Genomic DNA, 25,803 nt, shown 5'->3' with positions numbered 1-25,803 from the left:
TTATGCACTCAAGACTTTGAGTTGAATTGACACGTTATAACAGAGGGCTTTACGCTTACCGCCCAAATACTCGATAATTAGCGCCCATATCACAGGCAGGTATTGGCACAGAGTGCAGTGAAATGCTTGATACCTGTGACACTAGGATTGTATTCAAGACTTGGAGTAATCAGTGACAGCTACAGTTGAGCAAAAAGCGACCAATGTCCATTGGCATGAGGGTGATGTGACCCGAGAAAACCGGGCGAGCCTCCTTGGCCACAAAGGCGTGACTCTTTGGTTCACCGGCCTTTCGGGCTCTGGTAAGAGTACTGTGGCTGTTGCTGTAGAGAAGGCTCTCGCTGCTCGTGGCGTGCTCAGCTACCGTCTGGATGGCGATAACATTCGTTTGGGCATCAATTCAAACCTCGGTTTCTCTGCAGAGGACCGCCAGGAAAATATCCGACGTGTAGGCGAAATTTCAAAGTTGTTTGCGGATACTGGCGTGGTTGTCTTATCCAGTTTTATCAGTCCCTACCGTGAAGATCGCGATTTAGTAAGAAAGATGCATGAAGCAGGTGATCTTCCGTATATGGAAGTGTTCGTAGACTGCCCGCTAAAAGAGGCTGAGGCACGCGACCCCAAAGGCTTGTATAAGAAAGCTCGCGCAGGTGAGATCAAAGGTTTTACTGGTATTGATGATCCCTATGAGGCACCTGTTTCACCAGAATTGCACCTGAATACTGCTGAAATGACTCTTGAAGAGGAAGTAGAAGTGATTCTCTCCACTCTTCAGGAAAAAGGCATTATCGCTAAAGACTAGGCGGTACTGCTTTCGAAAGGGGGATCACTAGATCCCCTTTTTTTGTTTTTGTCCCAAAGATATTTGCGCTTCTGCGCACCGCTCTACAAGTCCTGCCTCTCTTTAAGTCTTCCTTGGCGCCAACTGCCAGTAGCCTGGGACATCCGTTCATATACTCAAGCTGTACAGAAAGTGATGTTTCCTGTGGAGGCGCTTATGTCCGTTAGGAGAGGCTGGATACTCTCTATTTTGCTCTTGGTGCTAGTGGGCCTGGGGGCAGCAGCTTGGTATGGGTATAACCAGCTGCCAAAAGTCCACGGGAGCGTAGATGCTCCGGTGTTGAAGGTTCCTGAAGGGGTGTTGGACTATCAACCTGCGCCAGCTTATTCCGGCCCTCACCCCCGTATGATGTCCCGCCCGCCTGAATATTTCCCATTTCCTATTGGCTTGGGAGAAGTAGGGCCTGTAGAGACTCTATTCAGTGGCCCAGCCAGGTACCCTCTTTATTGCGGGAAAAACAATATTACAAATAAGCAGCCCCTGGTAGACAACCAGGATGGTGAAGGGGTGCCTATCTTTGCTCTAAATGATAAGGGCAGGAAGACAAATGAGGTTATTGGGTATAGCCGGGATTGCAGTCACGCTACAGAGGTTACCTATTTTTACCGTAGCACCACTGATGGCCAGTTTCACTATATGCATGAGGCCAGAAATGATATCGATAAGGTGACGGTAAACGGGAAGCAGGTAGATTTTATTGTTCGCGTAGAGACAGGCACAATCAACCGTCACTTTTATGCAATAGCAGTATTAAGGGGAGAGGGTGAGTCTGCAGGTAGGCCAAGTGGTAGTAACTGGAATAAGCGGCTGATCTATCAGTTTCGTGGTGGCGTAGGCATTGGAGGGCGCCAGGGAAAAATCAACAAAGGAGATATCACCACGCGCAGAATGGATGAGCTTGCGCGCGGTTATGCGATTGTCTATTCGACCGCCAATCAGACTAGAAACCACTACAACATGTGGCTGGCAGAAGACACTGCTCGTAGGGTGAAAAAGCAATTTGTATCGTTATATGGGGAGCCAATGTACACCGTTGGCATTGGGGGGTCAGGTGGAGCGATCCAGCAGTATCTATTTGCGCAGAATGCACCGGGCCTCTTAGATGCCGCTATCCCCTTGTATTCCTACCCAGATATGGTGTCCCAAACAATCTATGCCTTCGACTGTGAGCCACTGGAGTACTTCTTTGACATTGTGGATAGGCAGAATCAACGCTGGAAAAAAGCAGAGGAGCGCACGGTTATCCAGGGGTTAGCTGCCAGTGAGAATGGTTCAAGTAAATTTGGAGTGTTGAGCTTTTTTGCTGGGATTTTTGATAGTCGCTACCGAGATAGGATGCAGGGAACCACTGAATGCGTCGAAGGGTGGCGAGGCTTAGTACCGTTGGTTAATAACCCTAACTTTGTTCACTTTGCTAAGAGTTTCGCTGCTGAGGTTGTCCCAAAAGTGCATTGGACGCACTGGGAGGACCTTCGCGAGTTTTATGGTGCAAACGCATCAGGGTACGCAAATAGTTCTTGGGACAATGAGGGGGTGCAGTACGGCCTGAAAGCCCTGGTGAACGGCGAAATCAATATAGATACATTTTTACGTGTCAATGCTGCTGTAGGTGGCTGGAAAGCGCCAGAAGACCAGAGCCAAGAGCAGTTGTGGTTTATGAATGGGAATATGTTTCCGGTTCGCTTGTCCCTTTGGAGCGAGCAAAACCTCAATATGGGAACACTCCAAAAGCCGGCGAAGCGCAGCCGCGCAAGTCTGGAGGCTATTAATGGAATATATCGTTCCGGGCACGTATTCCTGGGGGATGTAGAGATCCCCATTATTGATTTGCGGCACTACCTCGATAAAGAGCCTGATATGCACCACAGCTCAGCCTCTTTTTCCGCACGTGAGCGTATTCGGCGTGCCCGTGGACATGCGGAGAATCAACTGATTTGGATGAGTGACAAAGGCTACAACCCGCTGCATGAGGCGCTGGATTTAGTCGACCGTTGGATGCGGAGCATCATAGAAAACCCAGGTAAAGGTGTCGTGGAAAACCGCCCGGATGATGCCAATGACCGATGCTTCGACAAGGAGGGAAATTTACTTGCGTCTGGAGATAAGGTTTGGGATGGCCCCTGGAATAGCCAAGCTCCCGGGAAGTGTATGAGGGTATACCCGATCCATAGTACGTCAAGGCAAGTGGCGGGAGCGCCGGTGACTGATGATGTCTTTAAGTGCGCACTGCAGCCGGTTGAGCGGGCGCTGGCGAAGGGGATCTACGGTCCATTCACCGAGGAAATTTCCAGTCGTGTGGCAGATCTAAAGAGAATATTTCCTACCGGTGTTTGTAATTACAACGAGCAAGACTTGGCCCGCCCAAAAGAGCAGCTGATACCGAGGGGGATACCTGTGAAGATAGCTGGGCATCTGCTAGACCCAGACTATCGGCAGGGTAAGGTCTTGCAGGGAGCAAGTACTGAAGAGGCTGAAATGAGGGGGGTTCCTGTCTCTTTACCAGACGAATCGGATGGAAATTAATCGGACGTGATTATTTGGCGTGAAAATTGTTGACAGGAATCTACAGTCGGGTAATATGCGCCTCGCTCAAGGGGGCACGGCCCCTAAAGCAAAGAGCACCGGGTGGTTAGCTCAGTTGGGAGAGCGACGGCCTTACAAGCCGTAGGTCACAGGTTCGACCCCTGTACCACCCACCAACTTCCATAGAGGAAGTTTACTACCGAGGACCGGTAGTTCAGTTGGTTAGAATGCCGGCCTGTCACGCCGGAGGTCGCGGGTTCGAGTCCCGTCCGGTCCGCCAGATACGAAAAAGGCCCCCTCGAAAGAGGGGGCCTTTTTTTTTAAAGGTGTTATTTTTAGAGTGAAATTTGATGCTTAAGTTTGGCGCCACTGAATTTGGAAGATTTGGCTAGGGTGAGCGGGGGGAGCATCGCCGGGTTTATTGCGGGCACTATATAATACCTCGTGTAATGCATTTATCGTATTTTGTTCCGATTTATTACCTGCTCGGGCAATTGATTACTATCGGTCGAAGTAATATCCATAGCAGATCTAAATCCCAACATTAATAGTTTGGCGTAAGTTATTGGGAGCTTTTCAGTATTAGTCTATACGGCACTCAAAAGAAGTAAGCATTGCGAAATTCCTCTTCGGCTGTTGTGTGTTCCAATTTTAAAACGTTTACCCGTAATTGGATGCTGCAAAAGTTAGTCGAAGCGATTGCAAGGATATTGATCAGAACTATTGCGTTTGCGATGATTGTTTTGCGTAAGGCCAAGCCTAGCAATGCAATTTATCTTGGTGGCGCCTTTCGGTATTTGTTGAAGGTTCAGTGGTTAATTAAGGCGTGCTGCCGGTTTATTGCACACATCATGCTTAACTGAGATGTTTCAAATCCAAGGTTGACCTTTTGCCTGCGCCGTACCCCTTTGCTTGGAATGTAATACCCAATTGTTGTTAATTATGATGAGTTCCGTTGAGTCTCCGCCTTTGATCAATCCCTGAAAATTAACTTCTTAAGGAAAAATGTGAAAGTACGCTACTTAACCAGTCTTAACCTGGAAAATATTGTCGATGCCGCACGAGCAGTTCCCTACCAAAGAGTTAATAGTGATCAGTTTCCGGGGGTTGAGGTATGGATTCGCCGTGACGATCTATTGGACCCGCTAATTTCAGGTAATAAGGCTTACAAGCTCTTGTACAACCTAGTTGAGGCGAGACAGCGGGGTATCAACACCTTGATCACTTGTGGTGGAGCCTGGTCAAATCATTTACATGCAACGGCGGCAGCGGGGGCCCGTTTTGGGTTTCGTACGGTAGGTATCATTCGTGGTGAGCGCCCACCTGTAATGAGTGAAATGCTCAAAGATGCGGAGCGGCTTGGAATGGAGTTTAACTTCGTATCTCGACAGGAGTACCGGTGGCGCCACCTGCCAGATTTCTTGAGTCTAACTGGGTTCAAAGCAAGCAGTAGTCTCTATATTCCTGAAGGTGGGGCAAACCTTGCTGGGGCAAGAGGGGTGGCTCTGCTTGGTGAGGTTATTGAGGAAACGGCTCCTGTGGAATTCGATCAGCTCTGGTTGGCTTGCGGTACGGGGCTGACGTTCGCGGGCCTGAGTTCATCGGTAAAGAGCTTCTCTGTGTGCGGTGTAGAAGTTCTGAGGGCGGGAGGGGCAATTGGTCGGAACGCCTGGTATTGGCTGGCAGCGTTGTCAGAAAATAAAATTGGTTGGAAAGAGGAGTTTGCTGAGAATGAGCTTGACTTGACCGATCAGTATCATTGTGGAGGTTACAGCAAGTACCCCGGTCAATTGCAAGACTTTCAGCGGGCTTTCGAGTCCCAGTCCAGAATCCCCTTAGACCCTGTCTATACGGCGAAGCTGATGTATGCACTTTCACAGGAGGCCAATGCGGGCCGCTTCAGGGACAATGCTAAATTACTGGCCCTGCATTCTGGTGGGCTTCAAGGGCGCCGAGGCTTCCAGTAATTTGATAGAGCAGACAATACCCAATGTAAAGCTGGCTCTTCGGTCTTAATTCGACTCATGTACCAAGTTAGGGCATAATTCAATGTCGCGTTAAGATAAGCTATTTTCAGCTGGCATGCATGATTTAGCTGGACTCTCAGGGGAGAAATGTTGTCGGAATTTAAAAACATTGGCTTGATTGGTCGTACAGAAAGTGTTAATGCCGTTACATCGCTTACCCGCCTAATGAAATTTCTTGAGCGGGAGGGTTATTCTGTCGTCTTAGAAGAGGAGATAGCGGGTGCGGTAAGGCATAGTGCGCGGGTTTCAGCAAAAGAAAAGTTAGGCGAACTTTGTGATCTAGTTATTGTCGTTGGCGGTGACGGCAGTTTGCTAGCTGCTGCTCGGGCATTAGCCAAGTTCAGTGTGCCGCTACTTGGTATTAATCGAGGCCGACTCGGCTTTCTTACTGATATAACGCCTGATGAAGTAGAGCAAAAAGTAGGTGATGTGCTAGCAGGCAAGTATATGGCCGAAAGCCGCTTTCTGCTTGACATGTCCGTAACACGAAGTGGAAAGCCGGTCGGTAAAGGGACTGCACTGAATGATGTTGTTTTACATCCGGGTGAATTTATCCGCATGATTGAATTTGATCTCTATATAGATGGTCAATTTGTTTATACTCAGCGTTCTGACGGGCTCATTATTTCTACCCCAACGGGTTCAACAGCATATGCGTTATCCGGCGGTGGCCCTATTATGCATCCAAAACTTGATGCCATTGTCTTAGTCCCCCTAAATCCACATACGCTTAGTAGTCGACCAATAGTTGTAGAGGGGAGTAGTGAATTCAAAATCATTGTAGGTGAATATAATACAACCAAACCCTATGTAACTTGTGATGGTCATGAGCAAATAATTACCAAGCCTGGAGATGTAATCCGTATTCACAAAAAGCCGCACCGATTAACCTTAGTGCACCCCTTGGAACACAATTTCTACGAGATTTGTAGGTCGAAACTAGGTTGGGCTGAATGACTCGTTCAGTTTTAAAATATATGCGACAGTGAGAGGTATCAGTGAGAATTATTACGTTTGGAACATTTGATGTATTTCATATCGGGCATGTAAATATACTTGAGAGAGCGAAGGAGTTAGGTGCATATTTAATTGTCGGAGTCTCTTCCGATGCGTTAAATATTAGCAAGAAGGGACGCCCGCCAATTTATAGTCAAGCTGATAGAATGAAAATAGTCGATTCACTGCATTGTGTAGACAAGGTGTTCCTTGAGGAATCATTAGAATTGAAGGGCGAATATATTAAGAAATTTAATGCAGATGTACTAGTAATGGGAAATGACTGGGAGGGAAAATTTGACTGCTTTTCTAGTCTTTGCCGGGTGAAATATTTCCCTCGAACTGAGGGTATATCCACTACACAAGTGATTAATATGGTTCGGGAGCTAGCTTGACGGCAAGCGAATGTGAAGTGGACATCTATATGGTGTATTCTTGTATAAAAAAATACCTCAATAGCCTCTTTCTTATTTTTTTGGGGGGGGTTAATAAATTAACTACTCTTAGGGAGCTTTTACATAACCTAGAACGTTTACCATCCGTTATTTATAAAAGACTTATGGTCCCATTCTTTAAGGTGGAGTCCACATGGGTACTTTATGAGAGTTTCTTGGGGAGAGGATATTCAGATAATCCAAAGTATATATTTGAATACCTTGAGGCAAAGTATCCGGGAAAATTCGTTCATATTTGGTCTTTCTCGCAGCCTGGTAAAATGTTGCCAGCAAGAATAATTCAGGTGAAGAGAGGCGGATTGCGGCAATTATTTTATTTGGCGAAATCTCGATATATAGTAACCAATATGCGCCAGCCCTCGTGGTTCATCAAGAAAGATGGCCAAATATTTTTAGAAACTTGGCATGGTACACCTCTTAAGAAGTTGGTTTTCGATGTAGAAGATAACGAATATTCCAATAGTGAATACAAAGCTGAGTTTTGCCGGCAGGCGCAGCAGTGGGACTTTTTAATATCGCCAAATGAATATTCGACAGCGATCTTTAGGCGAGCATTTAGGTATAGTAATAATATCATCGAGTCTGGTTATCCAAGAAATGACTTACTTTACTCACCTGGAAAGAAGTTAAAAATTGCCGATAAAGTGCGTAAAGAGTTAGCTTTACCGCAAGATAAAAAGATAATTCTTTATGCTCCAACGTGGAGAGAAGATGAATTTAGTGCAGCAGGAGAGAGGAATACAAATCCTCCCCTAAATATCAATCTCTTGAAGCAGCGACTCGGTTCAGAATACGTCCTATTAGTAAGGACACATTATTTAATTAAAGAGCAGCTTAAGCTTGAATTGCATCGGGATTTTGTTATTGATGTATCATCTTATGATGATATAGCTGAAATTTACTTGGCAGCTGACGTATTGGTTACCGATTACTCTTCAGTTATTTTTGATTTTATCAATCTAAAAAAAACAATAATCTTTTATATGTATGATTATGATAAATACAGAAATGAGCTTAGAGGGTTTTATCTAAACCCCGAAACCGAACTTCCTGGACCAGTTGTCACTAAAACTGATCAGCTGGCTGATAAATTGTCCCGCTTAGATGATGTTTATTTAATTTATAAAGAAAGAATAGAAGAGTTTTACAATAGGTTTTGCGGTTGGGAAGTTGGAAGGTCTTCGGAAAAAGTCTGTAAGATAGTCTTTGATGTGTAGAAAGTGCGAAGTATCTTGGTGGTTGCGATTTGTTGGAAATTATTAATTTTGAAGTATTCAGTTATAAATGTTTATGTTACATAAGTTATCCGATCTCTATTGTAGGGTTCGGATGAAATTTATATTTAAATCTTGGTTGTTGCGTTTGTTTGGTCGGGCGCTTAGGTCTAACGAAGTTGTATTCATTGACGTTCCAGGATTTAATGATTTAGAGCGAACTTTCTCAGATAGCTTCTCTAGTGAATGTTTTATGGAGAATGTTAAATATGATCTACGTCGTGAGTTTCGTATAGCTCGCGCGAAAGTTATCGTGTCTGCTTGTGGCGCTGTAAAAAAGGAAGTTAACTGGGGGGCAAAGAGAGTTGAGGTGTGGCATGCAACTGGTGCGATTAAGTCAATTAGAAATTGGTCGTATAATAACGTAAAAAATAATTATGTAATCTGCAGTCCATCTACATACATGTGCGAGTTATATGCCTATTGTTTTGGCGCTAGTCGAGATCAAGTAAAATCGATAGGTGTTCCTAAGACTGACCTTCTTTTGAATAAACAAAGGATGATGGCAAATAAAGAGAGTTTTTATTCTAATTTTGAGAGCCTCAGACGAAAAAGAATATATTTATTCACTCCGACCTTTAGAGGGAATCCGAATAGCTCTGTTTCATATAGGCCTATACTGAATTTTAATAAAATTTCGGATCTTTTAAGGGAGGATGAAGTTGTATTAGTGAAACTGCACCCACTTCTCCTTAGTGAGAGAGGGATACATAATGTTAATTTTGTAGATGAAAGAATAGTCAATGTGAGTAACATTGAATTAGAACTATTACTGAGTGTTGCGAGCGTAATTGTTTCCGACTACTCATCTGTAATATATGATTCAGTATTACTTAATATCCCGGTGGTTGCTTACGCCGAAGATATAGATGCGTATGCTAAAGATTGGGGCTTTTCTTTAAATTACAAGATGGAATTACCGTTCGACATACTGGAGGAAGCGAACGAAACTATCCTAGTTGAAATGCTTCGCGCCGCAAGTATAAATCGAGACAAATATGAAAGATTTAAGAAAAAATATTTAGATGCATGTGATGGGAAGTCTACGCAAAGAGTTATTGAGTTAATAGAAAAGCTACGTAATAGTTAGGCATCATAACCTTCCACTTTCATGGGTAAAAGCAATATGTTCTCGAAGAAAAAGATAACAATTCCGAAATGGCCGAAAGTCAATAAATAATAAAGCAATCGTGATTTATTATGGGTGAAAATGTGAAGAATAAAGACTCTCTGCCTTCTGGCGCGAAATATTTAAATAGCATGTCAGGCGCGAAGTTTCTTCTGAATAACTATAAGAGCCAAAGAATAGGCTGTTTTATTGAAGACTCACCAGGTGAACAGGAAAATTTGGGGTTTCAATATGATCGAATGTATTTATGGGTATACCACTGTTTAATGTCTAATTTAAATAGCTTAATATTGCGTTTTGCCGTACGCTAATTTTTTTTGCAACCAAATTAATCCTTTAGGAAGAAAGAGGGAGCTGTACTGTTTTCAGATTAGGTAACGGTAGGCAAGTGATCGAAGCATCCCTGTATTCCAGTTAGTATAGATTTAAATCTATTTATTTTTAATGATGTTGTGAGGTGGTTTATGAAGATAGATAAGCGGAGAGTGCTAAAGATATTGCACGGTTTTCTTCGAATATACAAGCCAGTGGATGCAAAGTTAAATAGTATACGGGGGTACCGTATGTTATCAAAATTAGGTAGAAAAGCATATCACCAAGCAGCTATACGACTCAGCTCCAGTCATAGATTCTATTTAGAGAACTTTGATAAGCTTGGAGTAGAAAAAAATCTTATCCTTTTTGAGAGTCACTGGGGTAAAAATATAAGTTGCCATCCATATGCTATTTATCAGGCACTGGCTAACCAGCAAATGTTAAGTGATTTTCAGATCATTTGGGTTATTAATAGTTCCGAACGTGTCCCGAAAGATATTGCAGTAAGTAATAATGTAAAGTTCGTCGTTCGAGATACAATTCCTTACTCTAAGGCACTTTTGAAAGCAGAGTATTTGTTTAATAACTTGACATTCCCCCCTTACTTTATTCGAAAATCCGATCAATTCTATATAAACACTTGGCACGGAATACCAATCAAGACCCTCGGTCTTGATACGAGGGATAAGTTGATTTCTTTTGCAAATGGACAGAGAAATTTTATTCAGGCGACACACATTCCTTTAGCCGGGGCCTATGCAAGAAAGACAACAGTCACTTCCTATGGAGCAGGAAATCTTAACTCAGACAAGGTGATTGAAATTGGTTCGCCACGCATTGATTTAACTTTGAGCACTAGCCGAGAGAGTGTTTTAAGTCAACTAGGGATAAATTCCAGTAAAAAAGTTGTTCTTTTTGCTCCAACTTGGCGAGGTAGTATCGGGAATGCATCAGCAGATTTTAGTTTCGCCACGAAGGCCCTCAATCACCTATTGGAACATTTGAGCGATGAGTATCATTTAATTGTGTCCCTTCATGGCTTAGTTAAAGAGAGACTTAATGGGGCATTAGAGGGAGTATATAATTTTGTACCGGACAACATGGACATTAATGTAGTTCTTGCAGGAACTGACATTCTGATTAGTGACTACTCCAGTATTATACTAGACTTCCTCGTACTTGACCGACCGATAGTACTATATGTTCCAGATCGCTCTCATTATGAAAGTGAAAGAGGTTTATATGTTAATCTGGAGGAGATCCCGGCAGCAGTTACGAGCAATTTATTTGAACTTTCTAATGCAATTCTCAGCTCGACAAAGCCATCCTCATATCGGAACTATTCTAAGGCGTTAGAAAAATTTGTTCCAAACGAAGACGGTAAAGCAAGTGAAAGAGTTGTAGATATTCTATTTGGTTCAGTTCAGGCCCGAGAAACCAAAATAAATAATAGGAAAAGAATTCTAGTACACCCGGGAGGCTTGCTTGCTAATGGTATCAGCAATTCTTTTGTCAATCTTGTCGATAACATAGATCATAGTAGGTACGAAGTTACACTTATTATCGATGCAAAAGTTACAGATTCTTCCGCTATTAGAAGAGAGTATTTTGAAAAACTTACTAAAAAATGCCAAGTAATTTTACTGTATCCAGGCATAGGTTTAACGTTTAATGAAGCCAAGGTATACTCTAAAATTAGAGATAAAGACGTAGTTCCCTCTATTAATGATGAGTCCTCAGTTAAAGCGGTATTTAGAAGAGAGGCCAGGAGAGTCTTTGGAGATCATTCATTTGATATAGCTATTTATTTTTCAGGCTATACTTTCTACTGGGCTCAATTGTTTGCACATCTTAATGCTGACAGAAGGGTGATTTATCAGCATTGTGATATGCATGCTGAGGCGAATAATTCGGATCCAAATAGAAGTCTTCCACAGCTTAACTCAGTTTTTAATAGTTATAAACACTATGATACTTTTGTATCTGTTTCGGATAGTGTTCGGAATGAGAATGAGAGAAAACTGCAGTCATTTTATCCGAGTAAATATTCGACAGTTACAGTTGAAAACTCTATTTCTCCTTCAGAGATTAAGCGGAAATCTAAAATACCACTTTCCTTGATATCTGCGCAGTGCGCGACAATTATCAATTCCACTGATCATATGAAGTTTGTGGTCGTGGGTAGACTTTCTCCGGAGAAAAATCATAAACGTTTATTTGCGGCTTTTTCCATATTAATTAGGAAGGAAAAGAAAAAGGCTATATTATTTATTGTGGGCGATGGTCCGCTGAGGGAGTCTCTGAAGTTAGAGGCAAGGCAGCTAGGAATTTCTGAGTATGTAGTATTTACAGGAAGATTAGAGAACCCTTATCCTTTGGTAAAAGCTAGTGATTGCATGGTATTGTCCTCTAACTATGAGGGCCAGGGACTTGTACTTTTAGAAGCGTTAACCTTAGGTGTGCCATGCATTGGTACAGATGTGCCTGGAATTAGATGCGTGCTAAAAAATGGTGTGGGAATTTTAGCGCCAGCGTCAGTAAACTCCCTTGCTTCTGCGTTGTTATCATTTGCTAACAATCAAAAGAAAGGGGCTCCTAACTTTTCCGCAGAGAGGTATGTGGGTTCGACAATGAGATCATTTTATCGTTACGTTTGTGATGAGAATTTTAGCAAAGAGCTTAATACAGATACGCGAAATTTTGAGGAAGAGAATATTTAGACTTGAATTTAGATCTAGCGCCGGCTCATATGGCCGGCCTGTGAAAGAAGTTTAATCATTTAAAAATGGCGTATTTGGAATTTCTTAATTTGAGTTGGTATATGAGCTTAGTAATTTTAATTGATTTATATTTGGTCTTATAGATGGAGGCGCTCAAAATGTATATCTTTCAAATTAAAAAACTATTTTTTTGATAAATTTATGTTCAATCTTAAAATTTTTAGAAACTCCAAAAGAAAAATCAAATTAAATAACGCTGATATTGACAAGCCCATAAACATTGATTTTTCCCAAGTGTCAACGATCGATATCGATCGCTCAGAGGTGGGCTGTGAATCTGAGAGACTCCACAATCTTTATGGGTTTGCACGTCGTAATCAGAATGTAAAAAATCTTGTCGTTAACTTGACCAATAATGGATTTTATTTGACTGGAAGTAAAGATGGAGTTTCCACATTTAATAAATTTGTAGATGCAAGTTCTTTTTCTACCTTTATTAATAGGGAAAACCTTAAATACCATAGATCCGTATTTTATACACTGGAAGAGCCACTAATAAAAAGCAATCGCTCAAGGATGTTGATTGTTTTTTCTTCTGTTGCAGATAAAGCATATAATTCAGACATTGCTACAAGGAATTTTTTTCTAAACTATAAGTCCATTCAAAAATATCTGCCCTCAAATACATATATACTAAGAATTGCTGATGTTGGTGGGGTTGTGGGTAGTTTTTACTTGAATAATAACTTCAACAATCAAGTAGAAAATGATATCCAATCTTTAATTGCAGAGGTTTTGGACAATTACAATGTTTATAAAGAGGATGTTGTACTGTATGGGGCCTCTAAAGGGGGGACAGGTAGCCTTTACCACGCGATGTTAGGTCAGTTCAAATGCGTTTCTGTTGACCCAATTATTACAGGTGCATATCATTTTAATCAGCACAGAGATTCTCACTTTGTGTCTGGAGTTTTTCCTGAAAAGAAAGTTGATAAATTTTTATCCCAGCTAGAAGCCGGTAAGCTAAGTCAAAATCTAAATATTATCTATTCCGACCACTCGCCAATTTTTGAGGAGGTGGAGAGTGTGTTTCATAGGTATAAAAGCACAGCAAATTTTTTCAACTACTCCCACCCTAAAATAAAATCTCACGCTGATGTAAGCCGCTATAGCATGAACTTGTTGATGCTTTTGATAAATAACCTTTTCTATGATATTGGAAAGACTTCATCTAAGAAAATTGGGCATTAGTAATGAGTTAAAAACGTTTGGAAATGTTTATGCTATGATCGAGTTCTTTGATGTTAGGGTGGGGCCTTGTAAGCAATGTAGCATGATTTAATTACTAAATTCTAGATTTGTAGGGCCTCAGAAATTGCGCGACTTGTAGATTAACTTAATTAGTTAATGATATTTAAAGCCGTCCAAATTACATTGGCCCACTGACTTATGCAGGAATTTAATAGCGTGAAAGTCTCATGCATAGGTTTTGAGCGGGGCGTTTATCAGAATAATGAGTAGAAGAAGCTCACCCCTATTTATTAGACGACTACTTTAAATGGCATAGGAAAAACACCTAAAAGATTGAAAAACACACTGGTGAATATTCAATATAATTTAAACCAGAGTAGCTGCTCCTTCCGAGCAGTTTGAAGTAGATGTAGTTACTTTTGCCTCAATCGTGGGTATAGATACTGTTATGGGTTTGAGGTGATGACATGAAAGTAGATAAGGTGAGTTTATCGAAGTGCCAAACTATAGGGAGAACATACTGAAACCACAGAGCTCTATCCCTCAACCTGGTGATAACGAGACAATAAATTTAAAGAAATAGGTTGTGAGGCCTCAAAAGTAGAGTGACCTTCTAGAAAGCGAGAAGAGCACCTGAGTAAATATAGGCCAAGACTTCGGGTTAATAGTGTATAATTGGTAAGGTTTTTTTTCAGCTACTTATGTAAGTATTTTTAGGTTTAACCGTGAAGAAAGTGAGAGGTGTGGAAGCCACAATAGTTTTGTGGAGCTGAGAGCAAGAGGTGAACGTGCAAACCAATACTGTGATAGAAACTGGATTAGTTGGTAAAGCTGGGGGAAGATCCATCGACAACACTCTTTCACTAAGAATCCTTGCATCAAAGTCGTAAACTTGTAGAGAGAGTATAAGTGCCTACTAAGTTAGAGCTTCAATGGTTATTGGAGCTCATCTAAAGATAAGCGACCTTGGTTTCGGATAATAAGCGCCTTTCTCTTGGCCGGAAGAGGTGCCGACTCTACAAGCTGAGCCCTCTTTACCAATTGCAATTATTATCCGAAACTAAGAAATCGCAAAGTTTACTATAGATGATTTAGATTTATGGCACGATTTCTGTGTTATCCTATCATATCTGAGATCATTATTGATAATAAATTTCGACCGAATTTAGTGATATTCCTAAGATAAACATGTTTATCCTTTAACCTTAATTTAATCCGGATTTTGTCTTTCTAGTAGTAGATTAGAGCTATTCGATGTTCTGTGAAGGCTGTTTATTGGTTATTAGTGTCGGACTGTCACCAGTTGAGTGAAGCAATTGGTAGTGGGGCGTGGAAGATACACCTTAAATAAAGGGTATACTACTCGATAACTGATAGCATTGAATCCAGAGGTCAAGTTAACGGCTAAAAAATAATAAAGGTTGGATCTTCAGTAGGACAAATCGCATTATGTTGATAAAACAATTGTGTCAATGGAGGTGTGCAATTGGTTTTCAATTAAATATAGATTCAAAATTTGGAGGATGGCGGACCTAGAATACGATTCCTTTTTAGGGTTGTTTTTAATTTCGTGCTTAATCACAGCCAAGTGGGCATTCATATAACTGTAAATGTACGAAATAATTGTGGCGTAATAACACATATGGCTTAATACGTGGATCAAGATATATTGAAAATTGTTTCGCTCCAGGTAAGTGTAGTGTATTTCGCTTGTTATAATGCAATAGACCTTAGGCGGGGGGCAAAGAAGGTTAACAGTGTTTTATTTTTCTAGATCAAGATGGTCAGTACACGAACTAAAAAATGTTGGCCGAGGCCATATGAAAGCAAGATGAATTAATATCTAATTATGAATGTAAAAACCCCAATATGTTAAAAGGGTAGAGGTCTGTGCTCACAAAAGTGGAATGGAGTTGCTGCCTGTAAGCGATTTATCATCAAGTATTTCTTAAGGTTAAATAACATTTTATATGGTTTTCGAAGAATTTTTTCTTGTACCTAGCATGCGATATACTCCGGAAATAAGCGCCACTCCATTTTTGGGGCCTATTATTTTCCAAATTAGGCTCTTTATTGCCTTCTTAATTTTAAGTTTAGTGTAAAAGCTTTGGGTTGCTGCGATTTTTTTTGGGTTTCGAGGGATATCTATCTGAGAAAATTTCACCCCGAGCAGGTAAGATTTCGCTGAAAATAAAGGGTGCTTTCTAGAGTTGAACTCCTTTTTAATATTTTGACCAAGAATGCGAATATTTTTGAACTTAACTTTATTAGTTATAGTGAGTTTAGCTCCATTCCTAATGGTCGTACTAGTTGAAAAATGTCCGAATGAATAGAATTCATTGATAAGGTAGTTAAGAAATTTGTAAACTTTAGCTTTATCAGGTTTCCAGTCTCTGGAAATAAGCTTGCTAGCCTCTTCGGGAGATTCGGCCTTGTTACATAATCCTTTGTGATGGTAGAACGCGTCACCTACTAAAACAACATTTTTAAACCCTAGTATGGATAATAGTCCAACCCCAGAGTTGAGTAAAAAAATAGAGTCAGCCACATCTATTAAATCATCGATATTTTCCTGATCGCAATTCAAAACATTCTGACAATTGTCAAATGGATAGGTTATTCTATTTTCAAGTGGGTGCGTTTTCACCATAAACACCCAATCTTTAAGCGATCTGGAAATAGAATTCACCCAAGCATAGAATTCAGTGTAATCATGTAAAGGCCCTTTAAAATACTTACAAACTGTGTCTGTTGGCCTTTGAAGGGGGATGAAGCATATTTTTCTTCCATTTATTCGGTATTTATTTTTAATATATATTCCTCCCATTTTTTGAGGTTGATTTTCAAGATAAGTTCCGCCCCGTATTTTATTTTCACAAAACTCAGATACTGATAAGATTTCTTTATTAGTTAGTTCTTTATTCCAATTTCTTTCATGATATGAGGCGCTGTCGGAATTGAATCCATTACTGTCAAAAAAAACTGATCCAGGAAGTGCCCCTCTTTCATAAATAAGATAGGGTATCTTATGATTCCTACAATACTTATATATATTTAATCTTTCTTTGTTTGCATATGGATTATGAAAAAATATTTGATCTATATTATTTTTTGATATGTAATCTGCTATAAATTCCTCCGTTTTAAAAAAAGATTCACACTGATAAATAACATGTCCCAGCGAAGGAATAACCTCCCTTATACTTTCAGTAAAATTGCTACCTTCAACACCCAAAAAAAGAGTCCTGTTCTTACTGTAGGGAATGGGGGGCAGCCAACAATTATTGTTGGTGTCAAATTCTACCATGCATTCTTTTAGTAGATTTTTGTTTGCTATGGATTTTTTAATATAGCTGTCTGAACTTTTTTCGCGCTCATGCCATATATGAGCGATAAATATCCCATTTAATGCTGATTCATCGCCATATTTTCTATACCACGATCTGAAGCCGGTATAAGATCGAGATTCCCAGTTTCCATCATCAATATACATGCTGGCAGGCTCTGGGAATCGTGTATTGTTTCTGTACGCCCTGTAGAACAATTCAAAATCCTCACATCCATGCCCCTGAAATCTTGGGTCATGTCCGCCAAGGGTACAATAGTAGTATCGATCAAAGATGGCTACTGATGAACTCGCACCATAAAATTCAATTTTGTCATCGCCTGTCCTTAAGCAGTCGAGCAGGTATTCTTTCCTAAATTTAGAGTCAATACTACTATATTCCCGAGATGCGGCATTGGACAGGTAGATACATGGGATATTGATTACTTCGTCCGCTCCTGTCTTAAAGCGATCTTTAATTAATTTTTTAATGTCTATGTAGAATGATTGGTAGGGTAGAAGATCTATGTCCTGAAGAAGAATATACTTTGCTGTAGATATGGCTACCCCATGATCCCGAGCTTTGCCAATTGAAAAAACTTCATCCTGAGTTTTTAGATGGGTGTAAAGTGCATTGTATTTGTCGCAAATATTATTTACTATTTCTGATGCGAATTTTTCGCTGCCTGAATCCACAAGAATAAAACGAACATCTTGCTTGGAAAATTCACTCAGAACTAACTTCAAATTGTTAATGCAGTCTTTTCTCAGTGAGCTATATCTGAATGGAATTATTACATCAAGGAAAATATCTTGGCTCATGCTAACCCCTACTTTATATTACTTAAAGTTAACGGCATTATATTTCAGATGTATGTTGTTAATTCTAATACAGTATGAAGATTATATCAAAGTCGTGTAAATTGAAAATTTTAACCAAGTATATTTTAGTAACTGTTGATCTCTAGAGTGAGCCGATTTTTATATGAAGTTTTTGATTTGGTCTTCTAGCATACACTTGTACTTGTTAGTGATGTAAGTACAGGGGGCTAATTTGATTTATGGCTATATGTTTAGAGGTTCTATTTGTTAGAGTGGTAGCTTGCAAAGGTTCATGTATGCAAGCCGCCCACAATCTGTTTAAGAGGTTTATTGTTGCAGTTGATAAATGCAACTGTCAAGGATGGGCGACAGGTTAACTCCCTGCTGCGCTAAACAAATAGCAATCACTTCTGCGTCAATCGAAAGAGGAAAATAACGCCAGATTTACAATGCAAACAATTTGGGTTATAGCGAGGCCAGTAGCTTAGAAAGAAATTGTGAAATGTATAATATTAGCTATTTTCTTGAGCTTGGCATGCCCACAGTTGTGCCCCACTGCCTGCACTGTTAGTAGGCGTCATTTTCTTTTTCAACATTTTTGCCGTAAGGATCTGTTAAATTACTGGTACCTCCTAGCTACTTAAAGTACAGCAATTTTTTCAAGTTTATTTTAATTTTACTTAATAACTGTAAGCCCTTGTTGAATTTTGTGTTGGTTACATTTAAATGAGGTTGATTTATTTTTTTTTGTGTAAATGTAGGGATATGATGTTGTTTGGATATCAGTAGGTGGAGCAGGGCCTCCTGCCTAGCTATCATTGAAGCAGGAGTTGAAGAAGTGAGTGGAATTTTTTCATCCTCTCTTTGTAGGAAAATGGCTCCACTACTTTGGAAAAGCCCTTTACCTAGGGCAAATACTGTTTTTTCGTATACTAAACTCTCTAGGAGAACAGTGCTGTTAATTCCTATGACGGCTTTACAGCTTGCAATTAAAGAGTTTAGAGGAGTCTCTGTATTAACTACAACTCTATTTGACATAGCTGCTAATTTTTCCTTGCAGGTTTTGTCTAAAGGGTGAGGGCGAACAACGATCTGTACTTCATTGTTGGTGTTTTTGATGATCCAGCTCACAAATTTCTCCATTGTTGGAAATGGAGAGAAGTATTTTATATTTGAGTCGCTCTCAAGTTGCAACGGAACAAAATAGTAATCTTTATCGCAAGCTTGAAAATTTCCATTTGCTTTAATTTTATCTTTTTTCCAGGCTTTGATTTTTTTCGTTTCTTCAGGCGTTAAACTATTCGGGGTTGTTTGGGCGATATGGCTTTTTGCATTTACCCCCAAAGTGTCTTCATAGTAAGTTCCTTTTTGAGGGAACCATCCTGCCTCAAGGAAGTAATATTTTTGGTGTGGGTTGATTTTCTGAGAGCATCGAATAAAAGCTTGCTGATAATCCATAAGGCCATTCCAGATATAAATAGCATCCGGTTGGAATTCCTCTAGAATTTTTCTGTAAAATTTAGATTTGTAGTCTTCAATCTTCGCTAGCGCTTTATTTGTGGCCTTTCTTAGAAATAATTTCCTTAATTTTTTATTTCTGGGTACTGAAAAAAAAGGGATGTGAGTTGCTGGAAATCTTGATCGTATGATATTAATGCAGTTGATCACGTGTGGGGCGGTAATATCATTCCTATTTAACAAGAATGTCTCTTCGTCAAGCAATAAAAATACAGTGTGCCCTTCAGATATATATTTCCCTGCAAGTCCTAAGACGATTTCTGCCCGTCCGATATCAGGCATTGCTTCATAAACTAATATTTTCATTTTTCTAAGTTAAGTTGCTTAGAGCTTTCAGTTGCTTAACGCTTATTGCCAGTGTTAAGCCGTCGTCTGCCTAAAAATAGGGGTGAATTTAATGCAGGCTCTAATGGGTTTGAATTCATTCAAAAAGCATTTTCTTTCTCTTTAAAAAATATTCTGCATGTATACATCACAGATTTGATTTGCCATCGTTCGAGCAGATATCCCCTTCTTTGGGGTTCCTAGTTTTTGAATATCCACTTTGGCTATTTTTAACAGTGCTGAGAGTTTGTCAGCGCTGTTCACCGGAAAAGTGGATTGTTCGGGGAGTAGTTCTGCGCACCCAGGGGTATCTGATGCTATAACTGGAACACCTCTTGCGGCAGCTTCTAAAAGTACTTGAGGTTGGTTTTCAGGGGAGTTGCTAGGTATGACTAGCAAGTCAATTGAATCCATAAAGTGAATAGATTCTGTTTCTGCAAGCTCTCCTAGATATGTTGTCTGTTTGTATCTGGTGAGGGTTTCCTCTGTATATTTCGTCTGATCTTTTTTTCCCGCAATAAACAACTCAATCGTAGGGTCAGAGACTTTAGTTAAGGCCTCAACTAATGTATGTAGTCCTTTATGTGGGGCAATTGCTCCTAAAAATCCAACTCTCAAATTGTTATGAAGTGGTTTCTTAATGGGGGGATGATCAAACCAATGCTGTGCAATGCCCGCTGGGATGTACTTACTATTATCGAGTTTGAAGTATTTCTCGAAAAAATAGAGTGAAGTTTTGGATAAGAAAAAAACTTGTTTTGCAGTTTCAAGTAACTTCTGCAAATCGGACTTTCGATGCTCCCATTGCTTCGTTGCTTTGTCAAAATTGAGCTTTGCCTCTAGTACCTTTGCTACAGGCTTGACCATAAAAGGAAGCCTTGCTATTGATCTGACTCGCTTGTTAGGATGTGTTTGTGCGATGCATGTCAAGCAAGTTTGAGTGTCTCGAAATCCATGGCAGAACTCTTCGTTGGGGAGCGTGAGTGTGTGCTTGGGGCAAAGCCACCAAAAGTCAGTCACAGATATAAAATAGGGTATGCTGCGCACTTTAGCTGCTTTTAATATATTAATACCGATGTGGGCGGGGTTTACCATATGGATTAGATCTGGCTGAATCCGATCGATAATATTAAGGTAGTAGTTAATCGCATGTCCTGAGACCGTACCCCAGCCATTTGTTGGTATGATCTGATGTGTGGTGGGTTTGCTTGCCCGCCCCTCGGTTAATTTCTTTTCTGGGTCGCCAGCAGCAATAATAGCTACGTGACCTTGGGCTCTGAGTTCGCTACTAAGGTTTTGAACATACCGCTCAGTCCCTTGAGTGTAACCATGACCAAATTGCATCGTGCAAATCAATACCTTCACGCTCACCTCCTGATAGTCATATACCGATATGGGATTAAGCTCATGTGTGGTTACTATTTAGAGCTTTGAGATGGCTTGTATTTCTTAATCAAGTAGTTGGCAACCAAGTTTTCAGCTTCGTTGATTAATGTCGACAAGTTAGGCTGCTTGCCGGACTTGGGCGTAGCTTCTCTTGAAAAGGTTATAGAGTGAGATCTTAAAGCATATAAATTGTACACTTGAGCGAGATATCTGGCGAAAGCTCTTTTTGTGCGTCGCAAAACTGGCCCGTTCTTATACTGGTGCTGTTCAGATTTAAATGTTTCTGAGAATGCATTTCGTAAACCGGGAGTTTTGCTTCTACTCAAAATTGATATTGCGTAAATTGCTGTGATGTTAGGAGTGACATTGCGCTTTGAATCTGAAAGTTGAATTGACGTGAGTCTGTTTTCGAGACCTAAACTTCCTAAAGCGTCAATTATTAGGTCTCCACCCTCCCACTGCGAGGGGTTATAAGCTCGCGCAGAGACCATGCCGGGATAATGCTTTTCCCACTTTTTAATAAATCTTGCTTTTAGTACAGCGGCGAAGACGTAGGTGTCAAATATAGCTGGCATATATTGCAAATAGCAGTATTGCCTGACGAATTTTTTCAGAGAGGGTGCACTTTTCAGTCTCTGTAGCATGCCGGACTCAAGATACTCATCTGCTCTGCGAATATATGCCACTATCGATACACTTGAGCAGTTTAGCCAGTGCTTAAAGGTTTCAATCTGTTTGGAGCTTAAGGTGCAGAAAGACTCTGCACTTAAAACAATTTGTTTTGGGCTATCCTTAATTAGTTGATTTAGAGTGTTCCAGGCAGGGCCCTGTTTTCCAGATTTCAGTTCTCTGACAAGAATATCATGATTAATTCTTGAATTAATGAGTTTTGGGTAATATATACCCTGGTCTTGTAGGATTGATCTGTTTTCGCTTAAGGCCGATTGTATCGCCGTGGATCCAGCTTTATCCGACCCAATATGCACGTAAATTCTCATCTCAACTGGGTTCTGAGTTGTAGCGTTCAATTATATCCTTGGTGTCCCCGATAGCCTTGATTGATCCTGACTTGATCCAGAGCACTCTGTCACAAAGTTCATTTAAAGTTGTCAATGAATGAGAAACCAATATAACAGTTTGATCAGACCGAACCCTCTTCTTTAAGGTATAAGACGATTTTTTTTGAAACTCTTTATCGCCAACACCAAGAATTTCATCAAGCAATAGCACATCTGGCGTAGCATGAATTGCTGTTGAAAATCCAAGACGAGCTTTTTGGCCGGCGGAATATGTACCTACGGGGTATTCAATTATATGCTCTAGTTCAGCAAACTTTGCAACCTGCGATACTAAACTTTTCGCTTCACGAATAGTTTTCCCTTGTGTGACAAGAGCCATTAATGTGTTATCCACTCCGCTTAAGCTTTTGTTGAAACCTAACCCTATCGAAAGTAGCTGTGACTTTGTGCCCGATAACCGAGTTATTTGTCCTTTTGTTGGAGAAATTATGTCAGCTAAGAGCTTGAGTAGAGTCGACTTGCCTGCGCCATTGCGACCTATCACGCCAAGAGTTTCGCCTGGATATAGATCAAACGAGATATCTCGTAAAACCCAGTTAGGCTTTGAAAATAAGTTAAGCTTGCGACGATAAGCTAACCCAACATTACTAAATGATAAAATAGGAGTGTTCACACTAGTACCCGTGGGTATGTACGATCAAGCTTCTTTAAAATCAAAAGGCTGATTGCCAGCAGAAATATGCCAAACATAAATGGATAAAATAAAGTTGCAGCAGATATAGATTGACTGTGTAGCAATGCAGATCTATAGCTATCAAATAGAACGCTAAACGGGTTAAGCCATAATATCGTTTGGATACTCTCAGGGCGGGTATTGATATCGAAAAATACGCCAGATGTAAAGAGGATTCCGGTTGTGGCAATTGGAATTAAGTGCCTTAAATCAGGGATGAGTGGTACGGTTGCGGCAGCCAAAAAGCTAATACCTAGATTGAGTATTAGCTGAGACAAAATAATTGGAATGATATTAATCCAGACTAATGTTGCTGAGTATCCTGACCATAGTAGCGCTCCAAATAATATTGGTAAAACCATGATAAATCGAATTGTCATGGAGAGATTTACAGCGCTAGGGAATATCCATTTAGGTAGGTAAAACTGCCCTAGAATTCCTTTGTTATTTACTATTGAGTCTGAGGATGTGGTTAAGCATGATGCAGTCCACTTATATGGAAGCATTGCGCATAAAAGGAATGTGAGGAAACCCCCTTCGTGCCCTTGGCCCCTTAATCCTGTAGAAAAAGCCAGATAAAATAGAGCCGTTAAAAGTAGTGGCTCAAGCAACCACCAGACAGTTCCTAGGTAAGATTTTTCAATATCAGCTTTAAGAGCGTTAACGCCCCTAAGCCAAACAATATTCAGATGATTCTTCAGCATCAAAATGTTAAGGTAAGCTGCAACTTTACTGGGTGATTTAAAGAATCCAATATACCTCAAAAGCTTTAGAAACAACAGCTTAGCTGTTGTACACTGGTTCAAATTTTTCGTGAAGGCCTCATATTTTGCTTCGTAAGTTGAAAGTTGTTCACTGCTACAGAACTTTTATTCCTGAGACACATGGTGGCTTAGAGCAGGCTATCTTTCAAATGACAAAAGAGGGGGGGGAAGTCCTATCCCTGTCATCGAAACCTGGAAACTATGTACTTGATGGCAGGGTCGCCGTTAAAACTAGACGCCGTTGGTTTACTTTTAAGTCTGTTTGCTTTGGGCCTGGATTGTTACTGGATATGTGGGGTAAAAAGGCAGAAGCTTTACATTTTCATTTCCCATGGCCATTCGGAGACTTAGTTTACTTGCTTGCAGGTAGGCGGCGGCCTTTAATTGTGACTTACCATTCAGATGTGGTGAGACAGAAGTGGCTGCTTAAGCTTTATACCCCTCTTATGAATCGTTTCTTTGCCAAAGCGGATCGTATCGTAGCTACTTCAGAGCAGTATGTGGCAACGAGCCCTGTTTTGCAGCGTTGGAAGCATAAGGTCTCTGTGATTCCCTTGGGGGTTGATGAGGATACCTTGCCGTCCCCGTGTGAAGACGACTTGAAGCGTATTGAGGGAACCTATGGCCAGGGTTTCATGCTTTTTGTTGGTGTTCTTCGTTATTATAAAGGCCTTGAATACCTGGTTCGTGCAGCTGAGGGGGCTGGCTGCCGCATATTGATTGCGGGGGCGGGACCGGAAGAAGGGGGTATGCACGCTCTTGTTTCTAAGCTAGGCCTGAATAACGTTGAATTTCTGGGGTTTGTATCCGATGAAGAAAAGGCCGCATTGTATAGACTGTGTGGTGCTGTAGTTTTTCCTTCCCATCTCCGTTCTGAAGCCTTCGGGGTCACTTTGATTGAAGGGCTTATGGCCGGTAAGCCGCTAATAAGTTGTGATATAGGCACCGGTACAAGCTTTGTAAATGAGAATGGTGTAACTGGCCACGTGATACCTCCAGCGGATAGCTCCGCGCTCCGGGCGGCTATGAATGACCTCAGCTCCAACCCCGAAAGAGCCAAGATAATGGGGGCTGCAGCCCGCCAGCGTTATGAAACCCTGTTCACGGGCGAGAAGATGCGAGAATCGTATCAAGAGCTTTATCGGGAAGTTCTGGGGGCTGATGGTGGTGAGGTGATTGACTCCGACCGGAGCTCCTGTGCTTAGGATTGGTGTTGATGCCAGGCCATTGTCAGTTGTCACTACAGGTATTGGCCGTTATACGGAAGCCCTCATTGAGCGTATGGTAAAAAGTAGGCATGAATGGTTCCTTTATAGTGATGCGCCGCTCCCTGAGAGGTTCTGTGAGGCAGCTAATGTGGTCGTACGTACAGGGAAGTTTGGGCGTAAATCATTGGGTACTCTTTTTGCTCAAGCCCGCTTCCCATCTTGGGCTAAGCATGATGATTTGCAGGTATTCTGGTCCCCTAGGCATCATTTACCACTGATGATGCCGTCTTCGGTAAGCCGGGTTGTGACGATTCACGACGTGGTTTGGGCGCGCTTTCCTGAAACTATGTCTGTATTTGGTAAATATCTCGAACGGGGGTTGATGCCCCGGTCTGTGAGTTCGGCGCAAACGGTGATAGCGGTATCAGCATTTACTGCCGATGAGCTCACAGAACTAATGCCAAAGTCTGTGGGTAAGACCGTTGTTATTCCTGAAGCACCTTTCTTGGAAAATACTGACGACCGCATTGATGGGGAGTATTTCCTTTTCGTCGGTACCCTGGAGCCCCGGAAAAATTTGGAGCGCCTGCTGTCCGCATATCGAGCTTACTTGGATATGGCTACTCAAGGAGCATTGCCGCTTTATATTTGCGGTGGGCAAGGCTGGGGGCTGCCTCGATTAAGTGAAGTTATTGAGGGGTTGGGTTTAGGAGAAATGGTAAAGGTGCGGGGTTATGTGCCTGATCACGAGTTAAGTGGCTTGTATCATAATGCCAGAGCTTTGCTTATCCCTTCGATTTATGAGGGGTTTGGGCTGCCTATTGTTGAGGCATTTTCGCAGAATACGCCGGTTTTGACCTCTAATACTGGAGCTATGCGGGAGGTGGCTGGAGGTGGAGCTATTTTAGTCGACCCTCTTTCGGTTTCTAGCATGGCTAATGGTATCCATCAGCTGCATTCAGATTTGGATTTGGTCCATAACCTTCAGGAATCTGCATGCGCTCGGGTAAAAGAGTTTTCTTGGGATCGAGCAGCGGAAGCCACCTTGAAGGTGTTGGAGGAGGCTGCTATCAACGGGTAGCTGGCTTTTTGGTTCATCTTTTTATAGCGCTAGCTTCTACATCATTCTCTTTTCGGTCGGGTCTCTGGCTATTCCCTGAAGTATGTTTGTGT

The 25,803-nt window shown here is 41.2% G+C and carries 17 protein-coding genes and 2 tRNA genes; 13 read left to right on the top strand and 6 right to left on the bottom strand.

Annotated elements, in window-relative coordinates:
* Positions 1–172 precede the first annotated feature (172 nt).
* The 11 genes from cysC to ACJJI4_RS11905 all read left to right on the top strand — a co-directional run bounded on the left by cysC (position 173) and on the right by ACJJI4_RS11905 (position 13,531).
* Entirely contained in the window at positions 173–802 is a 630-nt protein-coding gene (gene cysC / locus ACJJI4_RS11955) for an adenylyl-sulfate kinase (RefSeq protein ID WP_444914152.1), read from the top strand.
* A gap of 195 nt (positions 803–997) precedes the next feature.
* On the top strand, positions 998–3,364 hold the full coding sequence (locus ACJJI4_RS11950; protein WP_444925276.1) for a DUF6351 family protein: 2,367 nt from the start codon (positions 998–1,000) through the stop codon (positions 3,362–3,364).
* A gap of 100 nt (positions 3,365–3,464) precedes the next feature.
* Positions 3,465–3,540 (top strand) — tRNA-Val (locus ACJJI4_RS11945).
* A 27-nt stretch (positions 3,541–3,567) separates the two neighbouring features.
* Positions 3,568–3,644 (top strand) — tRNA-Asp (locus tag ACJJI4_RS11940).
* 727 nt (positions 3,645–4,371) lie between these two features.
* Positions 4,372–5,331 (top strand): 1-aminocyclopropane-1-carboxylate deaminase/D-cysteine desulfhydrase, encoded by a 960-nt coding sequence (locus tag ACJJI4_RS11935; RefSeq protein WP_444925275.1) that lies wholly within the window; start codon positions 4,372–4,374, stop codon positions 5,329–5,331.
* A 150-nt stretch (positions 5,332–5,481) separates the two neighbouring features.
* Positions 5,482–6,348, top strand: coding sequence for an NAD(+) kinase (locus tag ACJJI4_RS11930; protein ID WP_444928230.1), 867 nt, complete (start codon positions 5,482–5,484; stop codon positions 6,346–6,348).
* 41 nt (positions 6,349–6,389) lie between these two features.
* Positions 6,390–6,782, top strand: a complete 393-nt coding sequence (locus ACJJI4_RS11925) for an FAD synthase family protein (RefSeq protein WP_444925274.1) — start codon at positions 6,390–6,392, stop codon at positions 6,780–6,782.
* Positions 6,779–8,059 (top strand): CDP-glycerol glycerophosphotransferase family protein, encoded by a 1,281-nt coding sequence (locus ACJJI4_RS11920; RefSeq protein WP_444925273.1) that lies wholly within the window; start codon positions 6,779–6,781, stop codon positions 8,057–8,059. The genes ACJJI4_RS11925 and ACJJI4_RS11920 overlap by 4 nt, the downstream gene beginning before the upstream one ends.
* A 112-nt stretch (positions 8,060–8,171) precedes the next feature.
* Entirely contained in the window at positions 8,172–9,206 is a 1,035-nt protein-coding gene (locus ACJJI4_RS11915) for a CDP-glycerol glycerophosphotransferase family protein (protein WP_444925272.1), read from the top strand.
* Between the two features lie 602 nt (positions 9,207–9,808).
* Positions 9,809–12,280, top strand: coding sequence for a CDP-glycerol glycerophosphotransferase family protein (locus ACJJI4_RS11910; protein WP_444925271.1), 2,472 nt, complete (start codon positions 9,809–9,811; stop codon positions 12,278–12,280).
* A 201-nt stretch (positions 12,281–12,481) separates the two neighbouring features.
* Positions 12,482–13,531, top strand: a complete 1,050-nt coding sequence (locus ACJJI4_RS11905) for an XcbB/CpsF family capsular polysaccharide biosynthesis protein (protein WP_444925270.1) — start codon at positions 12,482–12,484, stop codon at positions 13,529–13,531.
* A 1,966-nt stretch (positions 13,532–15,497) separates the two neighbouring features.
* On the opposite strand, the gene ACJJI4_RS11900 is transcribed toward ACJJI4_RS11905, so the two are convergent.
* The 6 genes from ACJJI4_RS11900 to ACJJI4_RS11875 form a co-directional block, all read right to left on the bottom strand.
* Positions 15,498–17,678, bottom strand: coding sequence for a glycosyltransferase (locus ACJJI4_RS11900; protein WP_444925269.1), 2,181 nt, complete (start codon positions 17,676–17,678; stop codon positions 15,498–15,500).
* A gap of 636 nt (positions 17,679–18,314) precedes the next feature.
* Positions 18,315–19,502 carry a capsular polysaccharide export protein, LipB/KpsS family gene (locus ACJJI4_RS11895; RefSeq protein ID WP_444925268.1) on the bottom strand — a complete coding sequence of 396 codons (1,188 nt, stop codon included), beginning with the start codon at positions 19,500–19,502 and terminating at the stop codon, positions 18,315–18,317.
* A 141-nt stretch (positions 19,503–19,643) separates the two neighbouring features.
* Complete coding sequence (locus ACJJI4_RS11890; RefSeq protein ID WP_444925267.1) at positions 19,644–20,885, bottom strand: glycosyltransferase; 1,242 nt, start codon at positions 20,883–20,885, stop codon at positions 19,644–19,646.
* Between the two features lie 53 nt (positions 20,886–20,938).
* Entirely contained in the window at positions 20,939–21,934 is a 996-nt protein-coding gene (locus ACJJI4_RS11885) for a hypothetical protein (RefSeq protein WP_444925266.1), read from the bottom strand.
* Positions 21,906–22,598 carry an ABC transporter ATP-binding protein gene (locus ACJJI4_RS11880; RefSeq protein ID WP_444925265.1) on the bottom strand — a complete coding sequence of 231 codons (693 nt, stop codon included), beginning with the start codon at positions 22,596–22,598 and terminating at the stop codon, positions 21,906–21,908. Before ACJJI4_RS11880 ends, ACJJI4_RS11885 begins: the two co-directional genes overlap by 29 nt.
* On the bottom strand, positions 22,595–23,437 hold the full coding sequence (locus tag ACJJI4_RS11875) for an ABC transporter permease (RefSeq protein WP_444925264.1): 843 nt from the start codon (positions 23,435–23,437) through the stop codon (positions 22,595–22,597). Before ACJJI4_RS11875 ends, ACJJI4_RS11880 begins: the two co-directional genes overlap by 4 nt.
* A gap of 134 nt (positions 23,438–23,571) precedes the next feature.
* Here ACJJI4_RS11875 and ACJJI4_RS11870 point away from each other — a divergent pair, with 134 nt between their 5' ends.
* Both ACJJI4_RS11870 and ACJJI4_RS11865 read left to right on the top strand, forming a co-directional pair.
* Complete coding sequence (locus ACJJI4_RS11870; protein WP_444925263.1) at positions 23,572–24,627, top strand: glycosyltransferase; 1,056 nt, start codon at positions 23,572–23,574, stop codon at positions 24,625–24,627.
* Positions 24,620–25,711: a glycosyltransferase family 4 protein gene (locus ACJJI4_RS11865; RefSeq protein WP_444925262.1), complete on the top strand. Its 1,092-nt coding sequence runs from the start codon at positions 24,620–24,622 to the stop codon at positions 25,709–25,711. The genes ACJJI4_RS11870 and ACJJI4_RS11865 overlap by 8 nt, the downstream gene beginning before the upstream one ends.
* The last annotated feature ends 92 nt before the right edge of the window (positions 25,712–25,803 follow it).

This window comes from Microbulbifer maximicatervae (SeqCode), assembly GCF_052467305.1.
This window is presented reverse-complemented; position numbering and strand designations above follow the sequence as displayed.

Bases quoted from the DNA above. Each gene is read 5' to 3' on its own strand.
- ACJJI4_RS11950 (WP_444925276.1), top strand. From the start codon at position 998: ATGTCCGTTAGGAGAGGCTGGATACTCTCTATTTTGCTCTTGGTGCTA.
- ACJJI4_RS11915 (WP_444925272.1), top strand. From the start codon at position 8,172: ATGAAATTTATATTTAAATCTTGGTTGTTGCGTTTGTTTGGTCGGGCG.
- ACJJI4_RS11910 (WP_444925271.1), top strand. From the start codon at position 9,809: ATGTTATCAAAATTAGGTAGAAAAGCATATCACCAAGCAGCTATACGA.
- ACJJI4_RS11905 (WP_444925270.1), top strand. From the start codon at position 12,482: ATGTTCAATCTTAAAATTTTTAGAAACTCCAAAAGAAAAATCAAATTA.
- ACJJI4_RS11900 (WP_444925269.1), bottom strand. From the start codon at position 17,678: ATGAGCCAAGATATTTTCCTTGATGTAATAATTCCATTCAGATATAGC.
- ACJJI4_RS11895 (WP_444925268.1), bottom strand. From the start codon at position 19,502: ATGAAAATATTAGTTTATGAAGCAATGCCTGATATCGGACGGGCAGAA.
- ACJJI4_RS11870 (WP_444925263.1), top strand. From the start codon at position 23,572: ATGACAAAAGAGGGGGGGGAAGTCCTATCCCTGTCATCGAAACCTGGA.